This is a genomic window from Streptomyces sp. NPDC020362, from assembly GCF_040642095.1.
GTDB lineage: Bacteria > Actinomycetota > Actinomycetes > Streptomycetales > Streptomycetaceae > Streptomyces.
In genome coordinates, this window is record NZ_JBFAET010000015.1 from 64,347 (window position 1) to 79,386 (window position 15,040).

The following is a 15,040-nucleotide window of genomic DNA, read 5'->3' on the forward strand; positions in this document are numbered from 1 at the left end:
GGGCCCCGCAAGGCCGCCCCCGAACGCCGGGCCCTCAGAACCCGTGCCTCATCCCCCCGTCCACAGGCACCATGATTCCCGTCAGGTAGGACGCCGCCGGGGACATCAGGAAGGCCGCAACCCGCCCGAACTCCTCGGGCGCCCCGTACCTGCGCAGGGGAATCCGCGACTCGTTGGCCGCCCGAGTGGCCTCGGGATCCGCGGACAACGCGTCCAGCTCCCGCACGCGGTCGGTGTCGATGCGCGCCGGCAGCAGCCCCACGACGCGAATGCCGCGCGGCCCCAGCTCGTCGGCGATCGACTTGGCGAAGCCGGCGAGCCCCGGCCGCAGCCCGTTGGAGATGGTCAGCGCCGGAATCGGCTCGTGCACCGAGCCGGACAGCACGAAGCCGATGACCCCGCCCGGCTCCAGCTCGGCCGCAGCCGCGCGGGCGAAGCGCACCGCGCCGAGGAACACCGACTCGAACGCGCCACGCCACTGCTCGTCCGTGTTGTCGGCGACGAACCCGGGCGGCGGGCCGCCGACGCTCACGAGGATGCCGTGGAAGCCGCCGAAGTGCTCCCGGGCGGCCGCGACGAGCCGCTCCGGCGCGCCCGCGTCGGCGTTGTCGAGGGCCACGCCGAACGCGTTCGGGCCCAGTTCGGCGGCGGCGTCGGCCACGCGCTTCTCGTCCCGGCCGGTGATGACCACCTTCGCCCCGTCGGCCACCAGTTCCCGCGCGGCTGCGTTGCCCAGCCCCCGCGTGGCGCCGGTGACGATGTACACCCGGTCCTTCAGTCCAAGATCCATGAGCCCTATCCTGCCCCGAGCCCGGTTCCTGTGGTCCCGCCGCCCCCGAACAGTGTGAGGGCGGTGTTCACCAGCGCGATGTGGCTGAACGCCTGAGGGTAGTTGCCCACCTGGCGGCCCAGCCCGGGGTCGTACTCCTCGGCCAGCAGTCCCACGTCGTTGGTGAGGCTCACCAGCCGCCCGAACAGCTCCCGGGCCTCGTCCGTGCGGCCCGTCAGGTGCAGGGCGTCCGCGAGCCAGAACGAACAGGCGAGGAAGGCGCCCTCGCCGCCCGGCATCCCGTCGACGCCGACGGCGTCGGTGTCGTAGCGGCGCACGAAGCCGCCGTGGCCCAGGTCCGCACGGATCGCGTCGACCGTGCCGATCACGCGCGGATCGTCGGGCGGCAGGAAGCCGACGCGGGGGATCAGCAGCAGGGCGGCGTCCAGCTCGCGCGAGCCGTAGTACTGGGTGAAGGTCCTGCGCCGGGGATCGTAGCCCTTCTCGCACACCTCCCGGTGCACCTCGTCACGCATCGCCCGCCAGCCCTCGAGGTCGCCCTTCAGCTCCTGGCGCTGCTCCAGGGTCCTTACGGCGCGGTCGGCGGCCACCCACGCCATCACCTTGGAGTGCACGAACTGGCGCCGGCCGCCGCGCACCTCCCACAGGCCCTCGTCGGGCTGCCGCCACGCCGACTGCAGGAACGTCATCAGCGCGCACTGCAGCGCCCACATGTGCGGCTTGGTGGGCAGGCCGGCGCTGCGGGCCAGCGACAGCGAGTCCATGACCTCGCCGTACACGTCCAGCTGGAGCTGGTCGACGGCGCCGTTGCCGACCCGTACGGGCGCGGACTCGGCGAAGCCCGGCAGCCAGGGCACCTCCCACTCCGGCAGCCGTCGCTCGCCCGCGAGCCCGTACATGATCTGCAGGTCCGCCGGGTCGCCCGCGACCGCGCGCAGCAGCCAGTCGCGCCAGGCCTCGGCCTCCCTGTGGTACCCGGCGGAGAGGAGGGCGCCGAGGGTGAGGGTGGAGTCGCGCAGCCAGCAGTAGCGGTAGTCCCAGTTGCGCACACCGCCCAGCTCCTCGGGCAGCGAGGTGGTGGCCGCGGCGACGATTCCGCCGGTCGGGGCGTAGGTGAGGGCCTTGAGCGTGATCAGGGACCGCACGACGGCGTCCCGGTAGGGCCCGTCGTAGCGGCAGCGGGAGGTCCAGCGCCGCCAGTCCCGGACGCTGGTGCTCAGCGCCTGGTACGGGTCGACGAACGGGGGGCGCGGCTCGTGCGAGGGGTGCCAGGTGAGCACGAAGGCGAACCGGTCGCCCTCGGCGACGGGGAACTCCGCGTGGGTGCCGAAGTCCTCGCCCCACATCTGCACATGGGGCTCGGTGCGCAGCCACACCGAGTCGGGTCCGGCGACGGCCACCCGATGGCCGTCGGAGCGGCGCATCCACGGGACGACGGATCCGTAGTCGAAGCGCAGGCGGAGGGTGCTACGGACGGTGACGTGCCCGCTGACGCCCTCCACGATGCGTACGACGTCGGGGGCGCGGTCGCGCTGCGGCATCAGGTCGGTGACGCGCACCGTGCCCTCGGCGGTCTCCCACTCGGTGTCGAGGACGAGGGTGTCGGGCCGGTAGGCACGGCGCGTGCAGGTGCCGGCCCCCTTCGGCGCGATCCTCCAGTAGCCGTGGTCCTCGTCGCCGAGGAGCCGGGCGAAACAGGCACCGGAGTCGAAGCGGGGCAGGCACAGCCAGTCGATCGAGCCGTCGTTGCCGACCAGTGCCGTGGTCTGCTCGTCGCCGATGAGGGCGTAGTCCTCGATGCGCGCGTTCACGGGATGCGGGTTCCCGGCGGGCCTCAGGGCCAATCAGAGGTGGTGGGCCGGGGGAGTGACGCCGGCCCGTACGGGCCCGGGATCACACGGCGGCCGGCGCCGTCTCCTGGCTGTCCTCCGGCTTCTGCGCGGCCTCGGCCTCCTCGCGGTCGCGGATCTCGCGCCGGACCAGGAACCACCAGCCCACCGGGACGCCCGCGGCGAACAGCCACCACTGGATCATGTACGCGTAGTTCAGCGGGGCGTCCTCGCTGCCCGGGTCGGAGATCTGTTCCGGGGAGCCGCCCCTGGCCTCGGGGGCCGTCTGCTCGACGTAGCCGCCGAGCACCTTCGCGCCCAGCCGCCGCGCCTCCTCCGCGCTGTTGATCAGCATGATCTGCCGGTCCGGCAGGCCCTTGACGTTCTTGATGCCGCTCGCCGCAGTGGTCTCGTCGGCCTTCAGCCGCCCGGTGATCGTGGTCCGGCCGGCGGGCGGCGCGGGGATCTTGGGGAAGGCGGTCTGCACGCCGTTCGCGGGGATCCAGCCGCGGTTGACCAGCAGCACCCTGCCGTCGGTCAGGACGAGCGGGGTCAGGACGTGGAAGCCGACCTCGTCGTCGGAGTTGGTCCGGCGCCGGACCACGACCTCGCGGGAGGTGTCGAAGGTGCCGGTCGCGGTGACGGTGCGGTACTTCTCGGTGCGGGTCACGGTGTGACCGGGGGAGGTGAGCCGCTCCACGGGGACCGGCTTGGCGTGCAGCGCCTGGGAGACCAGGTTGTTGCGGGCGGTGCGCTCCTCGTACCGGTGCTGCTGCCAGAAGCCGAGCCGGATCATCGTCGGGATCAGCGCGATCGAGACGAGAGTGAGGATCACCCACTGGGCGGTCAGCAGGAAGCGGTAGCGATGCACCCCACGACGGTACAACTCGGTCGTGGGGTGCGAACGGGCGGGTGCGGGGTCACACGCGGTCGACGATCCCCACCTTCCCCTCGGCGCGGGCGCAGTGGGCGCCGCAGTAGAAGCTGCCGTCGGCCTCGACGCCCTGGCCGATGATCGAGACCTTGCAGTGCTCGCAGATCGGGGCCATGCGGTGGATCGCACAGGTGAAGCAGTCGAACACGTGTACGGCACCCTGTGCGTGGACCTCGAAGGTCATCCCATAGTCATTTCCGCAAACTTCACAATTCGCCATGCGCCACAGGGTGAGCCGTCGCCCCCGCCGGAGACGTACGGGAGCCGGGCGAGTCGCGGCGAATCACCCATCCGTACGGGTCCTGCTTCCGCTCACTCGCCGGCGGGCTCGACATCCCGCAGCAGTTGTCCGAAGGCGGCCTCGTCGACGACCGGTGTGCCGAACTGCTGCGCCTTGACCACCTTCGAGGTGCCCGAGTCGGGGTCGTTGGTGACCAGCAGGCTGGTCAGCCGGGACAGGCTCGTCGCCACGTGCAGCCCGGCCTCCGCCGCCCGGTCCTCCAGCAGCTCCCGCTCGGTTGAGGTGTCTCCGGAGAACGCCACCCGCATGCCCTGTTTGAGTCGTCTGCCGTCTTCGTACCGGCCCGGGTTGGGGTAGGGGCACGCCGGCCGTTTGCGGGACGGACGCCAGCCGACGGACCGGTAGCCGCCGTAGCCACCGCTCGCCTGCCGGCCGATGCGGGGCGTGTCCGACCACTCCGTCAGCGGCCGGCACTCCAGCAGCGGCAGCCGGACATCACCGGCAGCCGCGGCCCGCAGACTCGGCCGGAACGCCTCGGCGAGCACGCGCGCGTCGTCCAGCGCGTGGTGCGCCCGCTGCTGGACGACCCCGAAGTGCGCCGCCAGCGACTCCAGCTTGAAGTTGGGCAGCGGCAGCCCCAGCTCCTTCGACAGGGCGATGGTGCACAGCCGCTGACGCACCGGCGCCTCGCGCTGCACGCGCGCGTACTCCCGCGCGATCATCTGCCAGTCGAAGACCGCGTTGTGCGCGACCAGCACCCGGCCGTCGAGGCGGGCGGCGAACTCCTCGGCGACGTCCGCGAACAGCGGCGCCCCTTCGAGCACCTCGCTCGTCAGACCGTGTATCCACACGGGGCCCGGATCGCGCTCCGGGTTGACCAGCGTGTACCAGTGGTCCTCGACCTCGCCGCGCGCATCCAGCCGGTAGACGGCCGCGGAGATGATCCGGTCGTCGCGGGCCAGGCCGGTGGTCTCCACGTCAACGACCGCGTATCCCTTCGGGTACGCGGTCGGCCACTGGGTGGGGGAGGACACTGCGGTCGCACGGTCTTCGAGCATGGTCATTGAGGATACGGGCCGCGACCGACAGCGCCGTCCCGCAGGGGCCGGTCCCACCCTCCCGCGCCCGCCCCCCTGCTCGGCCGCCGCACACGCGTGCGTGCCCGTAATACGGCGGACTCGCAGGACTGTTCGGGACGCCGGCCTGCGTCACCCCGGCGCCGCCACCGGATCCCCGGCCGTCACAGGCCCCGGACCGCAGCCGCCAGTTGTTATCGGGGCGGGCGGTCGCCGGCTGCTCCAAGGGAGGGCGGGGTCGGTTGCTTCGGGGTGGGCGGTCGTCGGTCGTCCCGGGGTGGGCGGTCGCCGGTCATTTTCCGTGCGGTGCGAGCAGCGCCCCCACCAGCGCCCGCACGGAGGTGACGAACAGCCGCTCGGTGTCCACGGGCCGGGCCAGCGCCCGGGCCAGGGCGGGGTCGTCGCCGGCGGGCTCGGAGCCCCACAGCTCCTCCTCGCCCGGGCTCTGCACCGGGGCGCGCTCGCGGTTGCGCTCGACCAGCACATGGCCGACGACCTGGAACTGCACCGCCTGCACGAACGCGGCGGCCCGGGCGCCGCGCAGGCCTGCCGCGTGCGCCTCGCGCACCAGAGCCTGCTGGGCGGGCAGGAACATCCGCTCGGTCAGCCCGCGCTCGTGGACCAGGGCCACCAGGTGCGGACGGTCGCGCAGCTGCCGGCGCAGGGCGCACGCGACCGAGACGACCCGCTGCTCGGGAGTGCGGCCCGACGGGCGGATCTCGCCGAGGCCGGCCACGGTCCGCTCCACCAGGGCGTCCAGCAGGGCCTCACGGCCTCCCACGTGCCAGTAGATCGAGGTCACGGCCGTGCCCAGCTCGGCCGCGAGCCCTCGCATGGTCAGCGCGTGAGGGCCGTGCTGCCGCACCAGTTCGGCGGCGGCCTCGAGGACGTCCTCCCGGCTGAGCGCCCCTCTCGGCATGATCCCCCCAACTCCGTTCGGTGCACGCGTATTTACCCCGCACCCCGTCTGCTGTAACTGTGTTACAGATGACGGTCCGTCAGAAGAAGGGCGGTACGGCGTATGGCACGCGTACGGTACGGCGCACGGACCGAGCGGGAGATCGCCGCCACACGCACCGCGAGTGCACGGCTCCCGGAGATCTGGTCCACCGGTGTGGTGGCCGTCTGGGAGACCGACCCGGACGCCGTGGCAGCGGTGCTGCCACCCCCGCTCAAACCCACCTCACGGCCCCTGGTGCGGGTGAACATCAGCAAGGTCGACCTGCCCGGATATCCGCTCGGCGCGGGCTCCTTCGCGGTCGCCGCGGACCATGCAGGTGTCGACGGCTGGTATCCGCTGGTGATGCCGATGACCCACGAGCGCGCCCTCACCGGCGGCCGCGAGGTCTTCGGCGAGCCCAAGAAGCTCGGTGAGGTGGACGTCGAGCGCGACGGCCTCGTCGTACGGGCGTCCCTGGCCCGGCACGGCATCGCGTTCGTGGAGATACGCGGGGCGGTGAGTGGCGCGCTGCCCCTGCCCGAGCCGTCCCGCAAGACCGACTTCTACTTCAAGTTCCTTCCCGCCGTGGACGGTTCCGGCTTCGACGGCGACCCCGTGCTGGTGCACTGCGTACGGCACGAGAAGGTGCGGCGGCTGGAACGGGTCACCGGGGACGTGGTGCTCCGCGAGTCCCTGTACGACCCCGTAGCCGACCTCCCCGTGCTGCGCCTGCTGGAGATCACCCTCGGCGAGAAGACCAGCGACCAGAGCGGCCGGGTGGTCGAACGGGTCGACGCACAGGCCCTGCTGCCGTACGTCCACCAGCGCTACGACGACCCGCTCCAGGCCCATGACGGGCCGCCCGAAGGGAGCGCCTGATGCTGTGCCTGCCCTGCGGACGACCCCCGGACCACCGCCCGCAGACCGGGCCGGCCCCGGCGACGTGGGGAGGTGAGCAGCCGTGGAGCTGAGGGCGGGACAGGTCGCCGTCGTCACCGGCGCGGCGAGCGGGGTCGGGCTGGCGATGGCGCAGCGGTTCGCCGCCGAGGGCCTCAAAGTGGTTCTGGCCGACGTCGAGGAGACCGCGCTGGACAAGGCCGCCGCGGACCTGCGCGCCCAGGGCGCCGACGTGCACGCGCGCGTGGTCGACGTCGGCGTGCGCGAACAGGTCGTGGAACTGGCCGAGTCGGCCTACGCCACCTACGGCGCCGTGCATGTGCTGTGCAACAACGCGGGGGTCGGCTCCGGCGCCGAGGGGCGCATGTGGGAGCACGAACCCAATGACTGGCAGTGGGCCTTCGCCGTCAACGTGTGGGGGGTCTTCCACGGCGTCCAGGCGTTCGTGCCACGCATGATCAAGTCCGGTCAACCCGGTCATGTCGTCAACACGTCCTCCGGCGACGGCGGCATCGCACCGCTGCCGACCGCGTCCGTCTACGCGGTCACCAAGGCGGCCGTCGTCACCATGACCGAGTCCCTGTACGCCCATCTGAAGGCGGAGCACGCGCGCGTGGGCGCCTCGGTGCTCTTCCCCGGGCCGCACATGCTGCGCACCGGCCTGTGGGAGTCCCACCGCAACCGGCCCGCCCGCTACGCCAAGCAGCGCCCCCGCAAGACGCCGTACCGCGGCCTGGACCAGTGGGAGGCGGCGATGCGGGCGTCCGGCAAGGAGGTCCGTTTCACACCCGTGGAGGAGGTCGCCGCACTGGTCGTGGACGGCATCCGCGCCGACCGCTTCTGGCTGTTGCCGGCGAGCGAGCACAGCGACGCCCAGATCCGCGCGCGGGCCCGCTCGATGCTGGACCGCGCGAACCCGTCCTACCTCGAGCAATTCATCCTCGACTGACCGACTGACCGACTGACCGACTGACCGACTGACCGACTGACCGACTGACCGACTGACCGACTGACCGACCGCTGCTGAATCTCTCGGCCGACGGTGACGCCCGCTCGGCCGGGGGGGCCGGGGGCCCGCCGCGGTAGCCGCTGATGCAACAGCGACCGGGGGATGCAGCACTCCGGACCGAGAGGGGACTGTGATGACCCGCCAGGACCCGTACCTGATCATCTCCTCCGACTGCCATGCCGGGCTGCCCACCGAGCGGTACCGGCCCTACCTGGAGTCCCGCTTCCACCGGGACTTCGACGAGTTCCTCGCCGGCCGCGACCGGCGCCGCGAGGAGGCCACGCGGCTCGGCATCCGCAACGAGGCGTTCGCGGCCAAGTGGTTCCAGGACAACGAGGAGGGCCTGCGCGGCGGCTGGGACGGCGCGCAGCGCCTCAAGGAGCTGGACGGCGACGGCGTGGCCGCCGAGGTCGTCTTCCCGGACGCCGACGCCGTCGACAGCCAGACCGCCGCGCCCTTCGGTGTGGGCCTGGGCCTCTCCGGTGACCAGGACCCCGTACTGGGCATGGCGGGCGCGCAGGCGCACAACCGCTGGCTTGCGGAGTTCGTGTCCGAACACCCCGAACGGCACTGCGGAGTGGCCCTGCTGCCGATCACCGGCGAGGTGTCCGAGGTCGTCGCGGAGGTCCGCCGGGCCAGGGAGTCCGGCCTGGGCGCCCTGATGATCCCGGCCATGTGGGCGGGCCGGGAGCCCTACCACGACCGCCGCTACGACCCCGTGTGGGCGGCCGCCGCCGAGTGCGGGATGCCGGTGCTCACCCACTCCGGCGCGGCCCCGCGTGACGAGTACGGCGACCACCTCGGCATCTACGTGAGCGAGGTGACCTGGTGGCCCGCCCGGCCGCTGTGGTTCCTGCTCTGGTCCGGCGTCTTCGAACGCCACCCCGGCCTGCGGTTCGGGGTGGCCGAGTCGGGCTGCTGGTGGCTGCCGAACCTGCTGTGGTTCATGGACCGCCTCTACCTCGGCGCGCACGGCGGCAAGAAGCTCTCCCCGTTCCAGGAGCTGAAGCGGCCACCGCACGAGTACCTGGACCGGCAGGTCTTCGTCTGCGCCACCAACACCAAGCGGCGCGAGCTGGCCCAGCGCTACGAGATCGGCGTCGACAACATCCTGTGGGGCAGCGACTTCCCGCATCCCGAGGGCACCTGGCCCGACACGCGCGCGTGGCTGCGCCGCACCTTCCACGACATCCCGGTCGGCGAGACCCGCCGGATGCTGGGCCTTTCGGCGGCGGAGGTCTTCGGCTTCGACGTCGAAAGGCTCTCCCCGCTGGCCCGGCGCATCGGCCCGACCCCGGCCGACCTCGGCCAGCCGGCCGACCAGGCGGCCGTGGAGGCCTCCTGGGCGCGCTCGCGCGAGACGGGCCGGCACTGGCTGACCGACCACGACTTCCCGGTACTGGGGGTGACGCAGTGAGCGACCGTTACACGGTGATCTCCGCCGACTGCCATGCGGGGGCCGACCTCCTGGACTACAAGCCGTACCTGGACAAGCGCCACCACGACGACTTCGACGTCTGGGCGGCCACCTACGTCAACCCGCACGAGGACCTGCTCGCCGACACGGCCGACCGCAACTGGAACTCCGAACGGCGCCTTGCGGAGCTGGAGGCGGACGGGATCGTCGCGGAGGTGATCTTCCCGAACACCATCCCCCCGTTCTTCCCGTCGAGTTCGCTCATGACGCAGCCGCAGACCGCCGAGGACCTCGAGCGGCGCTGGGCGGGCCTGCGCGCCCACAACCGCTGGCTGGCGGACTTCTGCGCGGCCGCGCCGGGCCGCCGGGCCGGCGTCTTCCAGATCCTGCTCGGCGACGTCGACGAGGCGGTCAAGGAGATCAGGTGGGCCGCCTCGGCGGGCCTCAAGGGAGGCCTGATGCTGCCCGGCACCCCGCCGGGCTCCGGCCTTCCCGAGCTGTACGCGCGCGCGTACGACCCGATCTGGGCCGCCTGCGCGGAACTCGGCGTCCCCGTCAACCATCACGCGGGCTCCGCCTCCCCGCCGCTCGGCGACGAACCGGCCGCCCGCGCGGTCTTCATGGTCGAGACGACCTGGTTCTCCCACCGCGCGCTGTGGCACCTGGTCTTCGGCGGCGCCTTCCGCCGCCACCCCGGGCTGAGGCTGGTGCTCACCGAGCAGGGCTCCGGCTGGATCCCGGGCGTCCTGGACATGCTGGACTACTACCACGGCCGCCTGGTCGCGGCGGCCTCGACGGCCGACACCGCCGAGGCCAGGTTCGGTGCCGGACTGGCCGAGGCCATGGGCGAGGCACCGTCGCGGGTCTGGCGCGACCACTGCTACGTCGGCGCGAGCTTCATGCGCCCGCACGAGGTCCCGCTGCGCGACCGCATCGGCGTCGACAAGATCATGTGGGGCAGCGACTACCCGCACGACGAGGGCACCTACCCGTACACCCGTGAGGGCTTGCGGTTCTCCTACGCAGGCGTCCCGCGTACGGAGGTCGCGGCCATGCTCGGCGGTAACGCCGCCCGCGTCTACGGCTTCGACCTGGACCTCCTGGACCCGATCGCGGCGAAGGCGGGGCCGACGGTCGCGGAGATCTCCGAGCCGCTGCAGGAGCCCCCGGCGGACGCGACGAGCCCCGTGTTCGCGCGGGGGGCCAAGGTACGGGTCTGGTGAGGCGCACGGCATCAGGCGTGGTCGCGGCGATCGCTGAGGGGGTGCCGGTGAGGGTGCGGTGACCCCAGGGGTGCGCGGGCGGGGGGATCCCAGGCGTGCGCCGGCGGGGGCGGTGATCCCCGGGGGAGCGTCGGTGCGTGTCCGGTGCCGCCCGGGGTGCGATCCTCCGTCCTGTGACGGAGGAACCGATCCATGACGAGGCCCACGGCGGCGCGCTCGGCTCCCGGCTGAACTGGCTGAGGGCGGCCGTGCTGGGAGCGAACGACGGCATCGTCTCCACCGCGGGACTCGTCGTCGGCGTGGCCGGTGCGACCCAGGACCGGGCCGCCCTGCTCACCGCCGGCCTGGCCGGGCTGCTCGCCGGGTCGATGTCCATGGCGGCGGGCGAGTACGTCTCCGTCTCCACCCAGCGCGACTCCGAGAGGGCCGCGCTGGCCGTGGAGAGACGGGAGCTGAGGGAGCAGCCGGAGGCCGAACTGGAGGAACTGGCCGAGCTGCTGCGCAGGCGCGGCCTGACCCCGGACGTGGCGCGGGAGGCCGCCGAGCAGCTCACCGCGCGGGACGCACTCAGGGCGCACGCGCGCGTGGAGCTGGGCATCGACCCGGACCAGCTGACCAACCCCTGGCACGCGGCCTGGGCGAGCTTCCTGGCCTTCACGGCGGGTGCGCTGCTGCCCCTGCTGGCCATCGTCCTGCCCCCGGCCGGCTGGCGGGTCCCGGTCACCGTGGTGTCCGTGCTGGGCGCACTCGTCCTCACCGGATGGAGCAGCGCCCGGCTGGGAGCGGCCGACCCGAAGCGCGCCGTGCTGCGGAACGTGGCGGGCGGCGCGCTCGCCATGGGGGTGACGTACGCGGCGGGCAGCCTGCTGGGGGCCGCGGGGGTGTGACCCGGCTGCCGCGCCGCACCCGTCGTACGCGCTGGTCCCGGGCACCCTCGGCGAGCGGCCCGCGGAGGCGACGGCGTACCGTGAAGTGCGCTCGACCACCCCCCGGGCGCACCCCACCCCACCCCGCACGAGAAGGACCCTCGCGATGCGCGCCACCACCATCCACGCCCCGTACGACATGCGCGTGGAGAACGTGCCCGAGCCCGTGGTGCAGCTGCCCACCGACGCCGTGGTACGGGTGCTGCGCGCCTGCATCTGCGGCAGCGACCTGTGGGCGTACCGGGGCGAGGCGGCCCGGCAGCCCGGGCAGCGCATCGGGCACGAGTTCCTCGGCGTCGTCGAGGAGACCGGCTCGGAGGTGAGCACCGTCCGGCGCGGTGACCTCGTGGTCGCGCCCTTCATGTGGTCCGACGGCGTCTGCGACTACTGCCGCGAGGGCCTGACGACGTCCTGCGAGCACGGCGGCTTCTGGGGCTCCGTCGGCTACGACGGCGGCCAGGGCGAGGCCGTGCGGGTGCCGTTCGCCGACGGCACCCTCGTCCAGCTGCCCAAGGACGCGGCCTCCGACGACCACCTGCTGTCCGCCCTGCTGACGCTCTCCGACGTCCTCGGCACCGGCCACCACGCCGCGCTCGGCGCGGGTGCCCGCCCGGGCGCCACGGTCGCCGTGGTCGGCGACGGCGCGGTGGGCCTGTGCGCCGTGCTGGCCGCCAAGCGGCTGGGCGCCGAGCGGATCATCGCGCTGGGCCGACACGAGGTCCGCACCGACATCGCGCGCCGTTTCGGCGCCACCGACGTCGTCGCCGAGCGCGGGGACGCGGCCGTCGAGGCCGTCCGGGAACTCACCCGCGGCCAGGGCGCCCACGCCGTCGTCGAGGCGGTCGGCACCGAGCAGTCCATGCGGACGGCCGTGAACATCACCCGCGACGGCGGCGCGATCGGCTTCGTGGGCGTGCCCCACGGCAGCGGCACCGGCCTGGACCTCGGCGTCATGTTCGACCGGAACATCGCGCTGCGCGGCGGCGTCGCACCGGTCCGCGCCTACATCCCCGACCTGCTGCCGGACGTCCTGGACGGCACGATCGACCCCTCGCCGGTCTTCGACCTGACCGTCGGCGTCGAGGGCGTGCCGGAGGGCTACAAGGCGATGGACGAGCGCACCGCGCTCAAGGTGCTCGTCACCAACGGCTAGCAACCCCGCCGGGACCGCAAGGAGCCGCAAGGATCCGCAAGGAGCCGCAAGGACCGGGCTAGGACCAGCGGATCGGCAGCGGCAGCGCCGTGAGCAGACCCGAGACCGCGACCACCGCGCCCAGGGCGATCACCTCGACCCGGGCGGGGGCGTACGCGGTCAGCGGGTCGGGCGCCCGGCGCAGCCGGATCCGCGCCCACAGGGCGAGTACGGCGACGGCGGCGACCAGGATCACCTTGGCCAGCAGGGTGCGTCCGTACGCCGTCGTCGTCAGCTGGTCCAGGATCGTGGCCGACGGCATCCGTCGCAGCGCACTGCACACGCCCGTCGCGGTGAGGGCCGCGAGCAGGACGGCCGCCACGCGCGCGTAGAGCCCGAGCAGCGCGGCCCCGGACGCGTCGCCGTGCCACTGGCGCAGGGTCCGCAGCGTGTGCAGCAGGCCGCCCGCCCACAGCGCCGCGCAGGTCAGATGCACCAGCGTCAGACCCGAGCCGGTCAGTGGACTCTGCTCGGTCACGGGATGCGCGCGCAGTGCCTCCGCGACCACCACCGCGGACAGCGGCCACACCTGGGCCGCCGGACGGCGTGAGCGGGCGCACAGCGCCGCCACCGGGAAGGCGTTGACCTCCAGCAGGGCCAGTCTGCCGTCACGGGAGTCGTACAGGCCGCCGACGTCGATCTGGCCGAGGCTGTGCGGGATCAGATTGCCGGTGGCGACCACCGAGGCGAGCAGCAGCGCGGCGGCGAACCCGGCGACGTTCGCGAACGCCGCCCGGCTGCGCGGCCGTTCGAGCGGGGAACCGGGCAGGCGCCGGGTCAGCCGGAGCACGAACAGCTCGCCCAGCGGGACGCACAGCGCGGCGAACAGCACCCCGCGCAGCAGCGCGATGCCCCCGACGCCGGGAGCGGCGGCCTCGCCGGTGCCGTCCAGCGCGGCGGGCGGTCCGAGCAGGGGTATCAGGGCGGCCAGGGTCACCAGGACCAGGACGGCGACGGCCCGGCCGGTGCGGGGTCGTCGGGCCGGGTCGTTCACGTCGGCGGCATCGGCACTCGGTCGTAACAAGGGCACCCCGTGATCTTCGCCAGCCGTCGCAGAACCGGGCAAGTCCCGGAAAACGACTGGGGCTACGGCATTCCACCCATCCGTACGTTTCCGGCCGCCCGCCCGCTCATGCCCAGCGGGCCGGGTCCGCACCCCACGGCGCCGGAGGCCGTGCCCAGCCGACGGGGCCACCCGTGAAGGACACCGGCGGCCGGGCGTGCCGCAGCCGCCCCAGCGGGCCGTCCGTCTGGGCCAGCCAGGGCTCCGGGCCCTGGTACGGGGTGCCGTTCCCGTTCCTGTTCCCGTTGCTGTTCTCGTCCTCGTCCTCGTCCTCGTCCCGGTCCGCCGGTATGCCGTCCGTCAGCCAGTGCGCGGTCCGGGCGAGGGCCAGGCGGACGAGCCGGCCGCCCCCGTCGTACGACTGCTCGGTCAGCGCCCGCAGCACGGCTGCCGCCAGCAGATAGCCGGTGCCGTGGTCCAGGGCCTGCGCGGGCAGTGCGCCGGGCTGCCCGTCCGAGCCCTCGGTCACCGCGATGCCGGTCGCGACCTGCACCAGGCTGTCGAAGCCGCGCCGCCCGCCCCAGGGGCCGTACGCGCCCCATGCCGAGACCTGCGCCACGACCAGACCGGGCCGCCGCCCGGCCAGTGCCTCGGGGGAGAGCCCGAACCGGTCCAGGGCGCCCGGACGGTAGCCGGTGACCACGACGTCCGCCGAGGCCAGCAGTTCCTCGAAGGTGTCCCGGTCGGTGGTGAGGTCGAGGGTCGCCGACCGCTTCCCGAAGCCCGTGTCGGCGTGCTGGTCGGCGAGTTCGGGCAGCTGCGGGGCGTCCACGCGCAGCACGTCGGCGCCGAGCAGCGCGAGGGTGCGGGTGGCGACCGGGCCGGCCAGGACCCGGGTCAGGTCGAGGACGCGGAGCCCGGCGGCGGGCAGCAGGGGAGAGGCGCCGGTGCCGAGCGGGGGGAGCACACGCGCGTGCGTGGTGTCCAGACGCTCTCGCTCGACCAGCGGGCGTGCGGCGACCTCGGCGGCCTGCTCATGGGCCGCCCACTCCTTCGGGGTGCGCAGGGCCACGGCGAGGCCACCGGCGCCGTAGACCGTCTCCTCCACCTCCAGGGCGGGCCGTTCGGCGAGCCGCGCTGCCGCCTCCTCCACCGGGGCGCCCTCCCGCAGGTCCAGCGCGCCGAGCAACCGCGCCCGGTGGTGCGGGTAGTTGGCGTGCGTACGCACCCAGCCGTCGGCCGTCCGCCAGAACCGCGACAACGGTGCGAAGGCGACCGGTGCCCGCCCGTCGACCTGCAGGAGACGCTCACTGTGGAAGGCGGCGGCGACCGCGCCGTCGTCCACCAGGGCCTGCGGCAGCGCGGCGAGCCCGGCCCGCCGCGCCCCCAGCTCGGCCGCGGCCAGCGCGCACGCGCCCACGCACGCGCGCGCCAGCCGCCGTACGGGCAGGCGCGCCGCGAGCACGCCGTCCCGCACCACGGTGGTGACCCGTTCGGCCAGGACGGGATCGCCGCCCAGGACCGACCATGCGAACTTGATTTCAGTCATGACTGCACTATGCA

Annotated in this window: 14 protein-coding genes; 6 read left to right on the forward strand and 8 right to left on the reverse strand. The window is 73.5% G+C overall.

The window, feature by feature from the left end; all coding sequences use genetic code 11:
• Positions 1 to 34: 34 nt before the first annotated feature.
• The 6 genes from AB0H32_RS09425 to AB0H32_RS09450 all read right to left on the reverse strand — a co-directional run bounded on the left by AB0H32_RS09425 (position 35) and on the right by AB0H32_RS09450 (position 5,789).
• Positions 35 to 790, reverse strand: a complete 756-nt coding sequence (locus tag AB0H32_RS09425) for an SDR family oxidoreductase (RefSeq protein ID WP_361116772.1) — start codon at positions 788 to 790, stop codon at positions 35 to 37.
• Between the two features lie 5 nt (positions 791 to 795).
• Entirely contained in the window at positions 796 to 2,601 is a 1,806-nt protein-coding gene (locus AB0H32_RS09430; protein WP_361116775.1) for a glycoside hydrolase family 15 protein, read from the reverse strand.
• Between the two features lie 82 nt (positions 2,602 to 2,683).
• On the reverse strand, positions 2,684 to 3,490 hold the full coding sequence (locus tag AB0H32_RS09435; protein WP_361116778.1) for an SURF1 family protein: 807 nt from the start codon (positions 3,488 to 3,490) through the stop codon (positions 2,684 to 2,686).
• A gap of 49 nt (positions 3,491 to 3,539) precedes the next feature.
• Positions 3,540 to 3,773 carry a hypothetical protein gene (locus tag AB0H32_RS09440; RefSeq protein WP_361116781.1) on the reverse strand — a complete coding sequence of 78 codons (234 nt, stop codon included), beginning with the start codon at positions 3,771 to 3,773 and terminating at the stop codon, positions 3,540 to 3,542.
• A 92-nt stretch (positions 3,774 to 3,865) separates the two neighbouring features.
• A complete protein-coding gene (locus AB0H32_RS09445) occupies positions 3,866 to 4,852 on the reverse strand; it encodes a DEDDh family exonuclease (RefSeq protein WP_361116784.1) in 987 nt (328 codons plus the stop codon).
• Positions 4,853 to 5,162: 310 nt separating this feature from the next.
• On the reverse strand, positions 5,163 to 5,789 hold the full coding sequence (locus tag AB0H32_RS09450; protein ID WP_361116787.1) for a helix-turn-helix domain-containing protein: 627 nt from the start codon (positions 5,787 to 5,789) through the stop codon (positions 5,163 to 5,165).
• Positions 5,790 to 5,891: 102 nt separating this feature from the next.
• On the opposite strand from AB0H32_RS09450, the gene AB0H32_RS09455 reads away from it, so the two are divergent.
• From AB0H32_RS09455 to AB0H32_RS09480, 6 genes are all read left to right on the forward strand, one after another.
• Positions 5,892 to 6,689 carry an acetoacetate decarboxylase family protein gene (locus AB0H32_RS09455; RefSeq protein WP_361116790.1) on the forward strand — a complete coding sequence of 266 codons (798 nt, stop codon included), beginning with the start codon at positions 5,892 to 5,894 and terminating at the stop codon, positions 6,687 to 6,689.
• A gap of 82 nt (positions 6,690 to 6,771) precedes the next feature.
• On the forward strand, positions 6,772 to 7,656 hold the full coding sequence (locus tag AB0H32_RS09460; RefSeq protein WP_361116793.1) for an SDR family NAD(P)-dependent oxidoreductase: 885 nt from the start codon (positions 6,772 to 6,774) through the stop codon (positions 7,654 to 7,656).
• 193 nt (positions 7,657 to 7,849) lie between these two features.
• Complete coding sequence (locus AB0H32_RS09465; protein WP_361116796.1) at positions 7,850 to 9,133, forward strand: amidohydrolase family protein; 1,284 nt, start codon at positions 7,850 to 7,852, stop codon at positions 9,131 to 9,133.
• The gene (locus AB0H32_RS09470; protein WP_361116799.1) at positions 9,130 to 10,356 is read left to right on the forward strand and encodes an amidohydrolase family protein; all 1,227 of its coding nucleotides are present in this window, start codon (positions 9,130 to 9,132) and stop codon (positions 10,354 to 10,356) included. The genes AB0H32_RS09465 and AB0H32_RS09470 overlap by 4 nt, the downstream gene beginning before the upstream one ends.
• Positions 10,357 to 10,529: 173 nt before the next feature.
• Positions 10,530 to 11,243 (forward strand): VIT family protein, encoded by a 714-nt coding sequence (locus AB0H32_RS09475; protein ID WP_361116802.1) that lies wholly within the window; start codon positions 10,530 to 10,532, stop codon positions 11,241 to 11,243.
• A gap of 145 nt (positions 11,244 to 11,388) precedes the next feature.
• A complete protein-coding gene (locus AB0H32_RS09480; RefSeq protein WP_361116805.1) occupies positions 11,389 to 12,435 on the forward strand; it encodes a zinc-dependent alcohol dehydrogenase family protein in 1,047 nt (348 codons plus the stop codon).
• A gap of 58 nt (positions 12,436 to 12,493) precedes the next feature.
• Here AB0H32_RS09480 and AB0H32_RS09485 read toward each other — a convergent pair whose 3' ends face one another.
• Positions 12,494 to 13,498, reverse strand: coding sequence for a CopD family protein (locus tag AB0H32_RS09485; RefSeq protein WP_361116866.1), 1,005 nt, complete (start codon positions 13,496 to 13,498; stop codon positions 12,494 to 12,496).
• Positions 13,499 to 13,604: 106 nt separating this feature from the next.
• On the reverse strand, positions 13,605 to 15,026 hold the full coding sequence (locus AB0H32_RS09490) for a CoA transferase (RefSeq protein WP_361116808.1): 1,422 nt from the start codon (positions 15,024 to 15,026) through the stop codon (positions 13,605 to 13,607).
• Between the last annotated feature and the right edge of the window lie 14 nt (positions 15,027 to 15,040).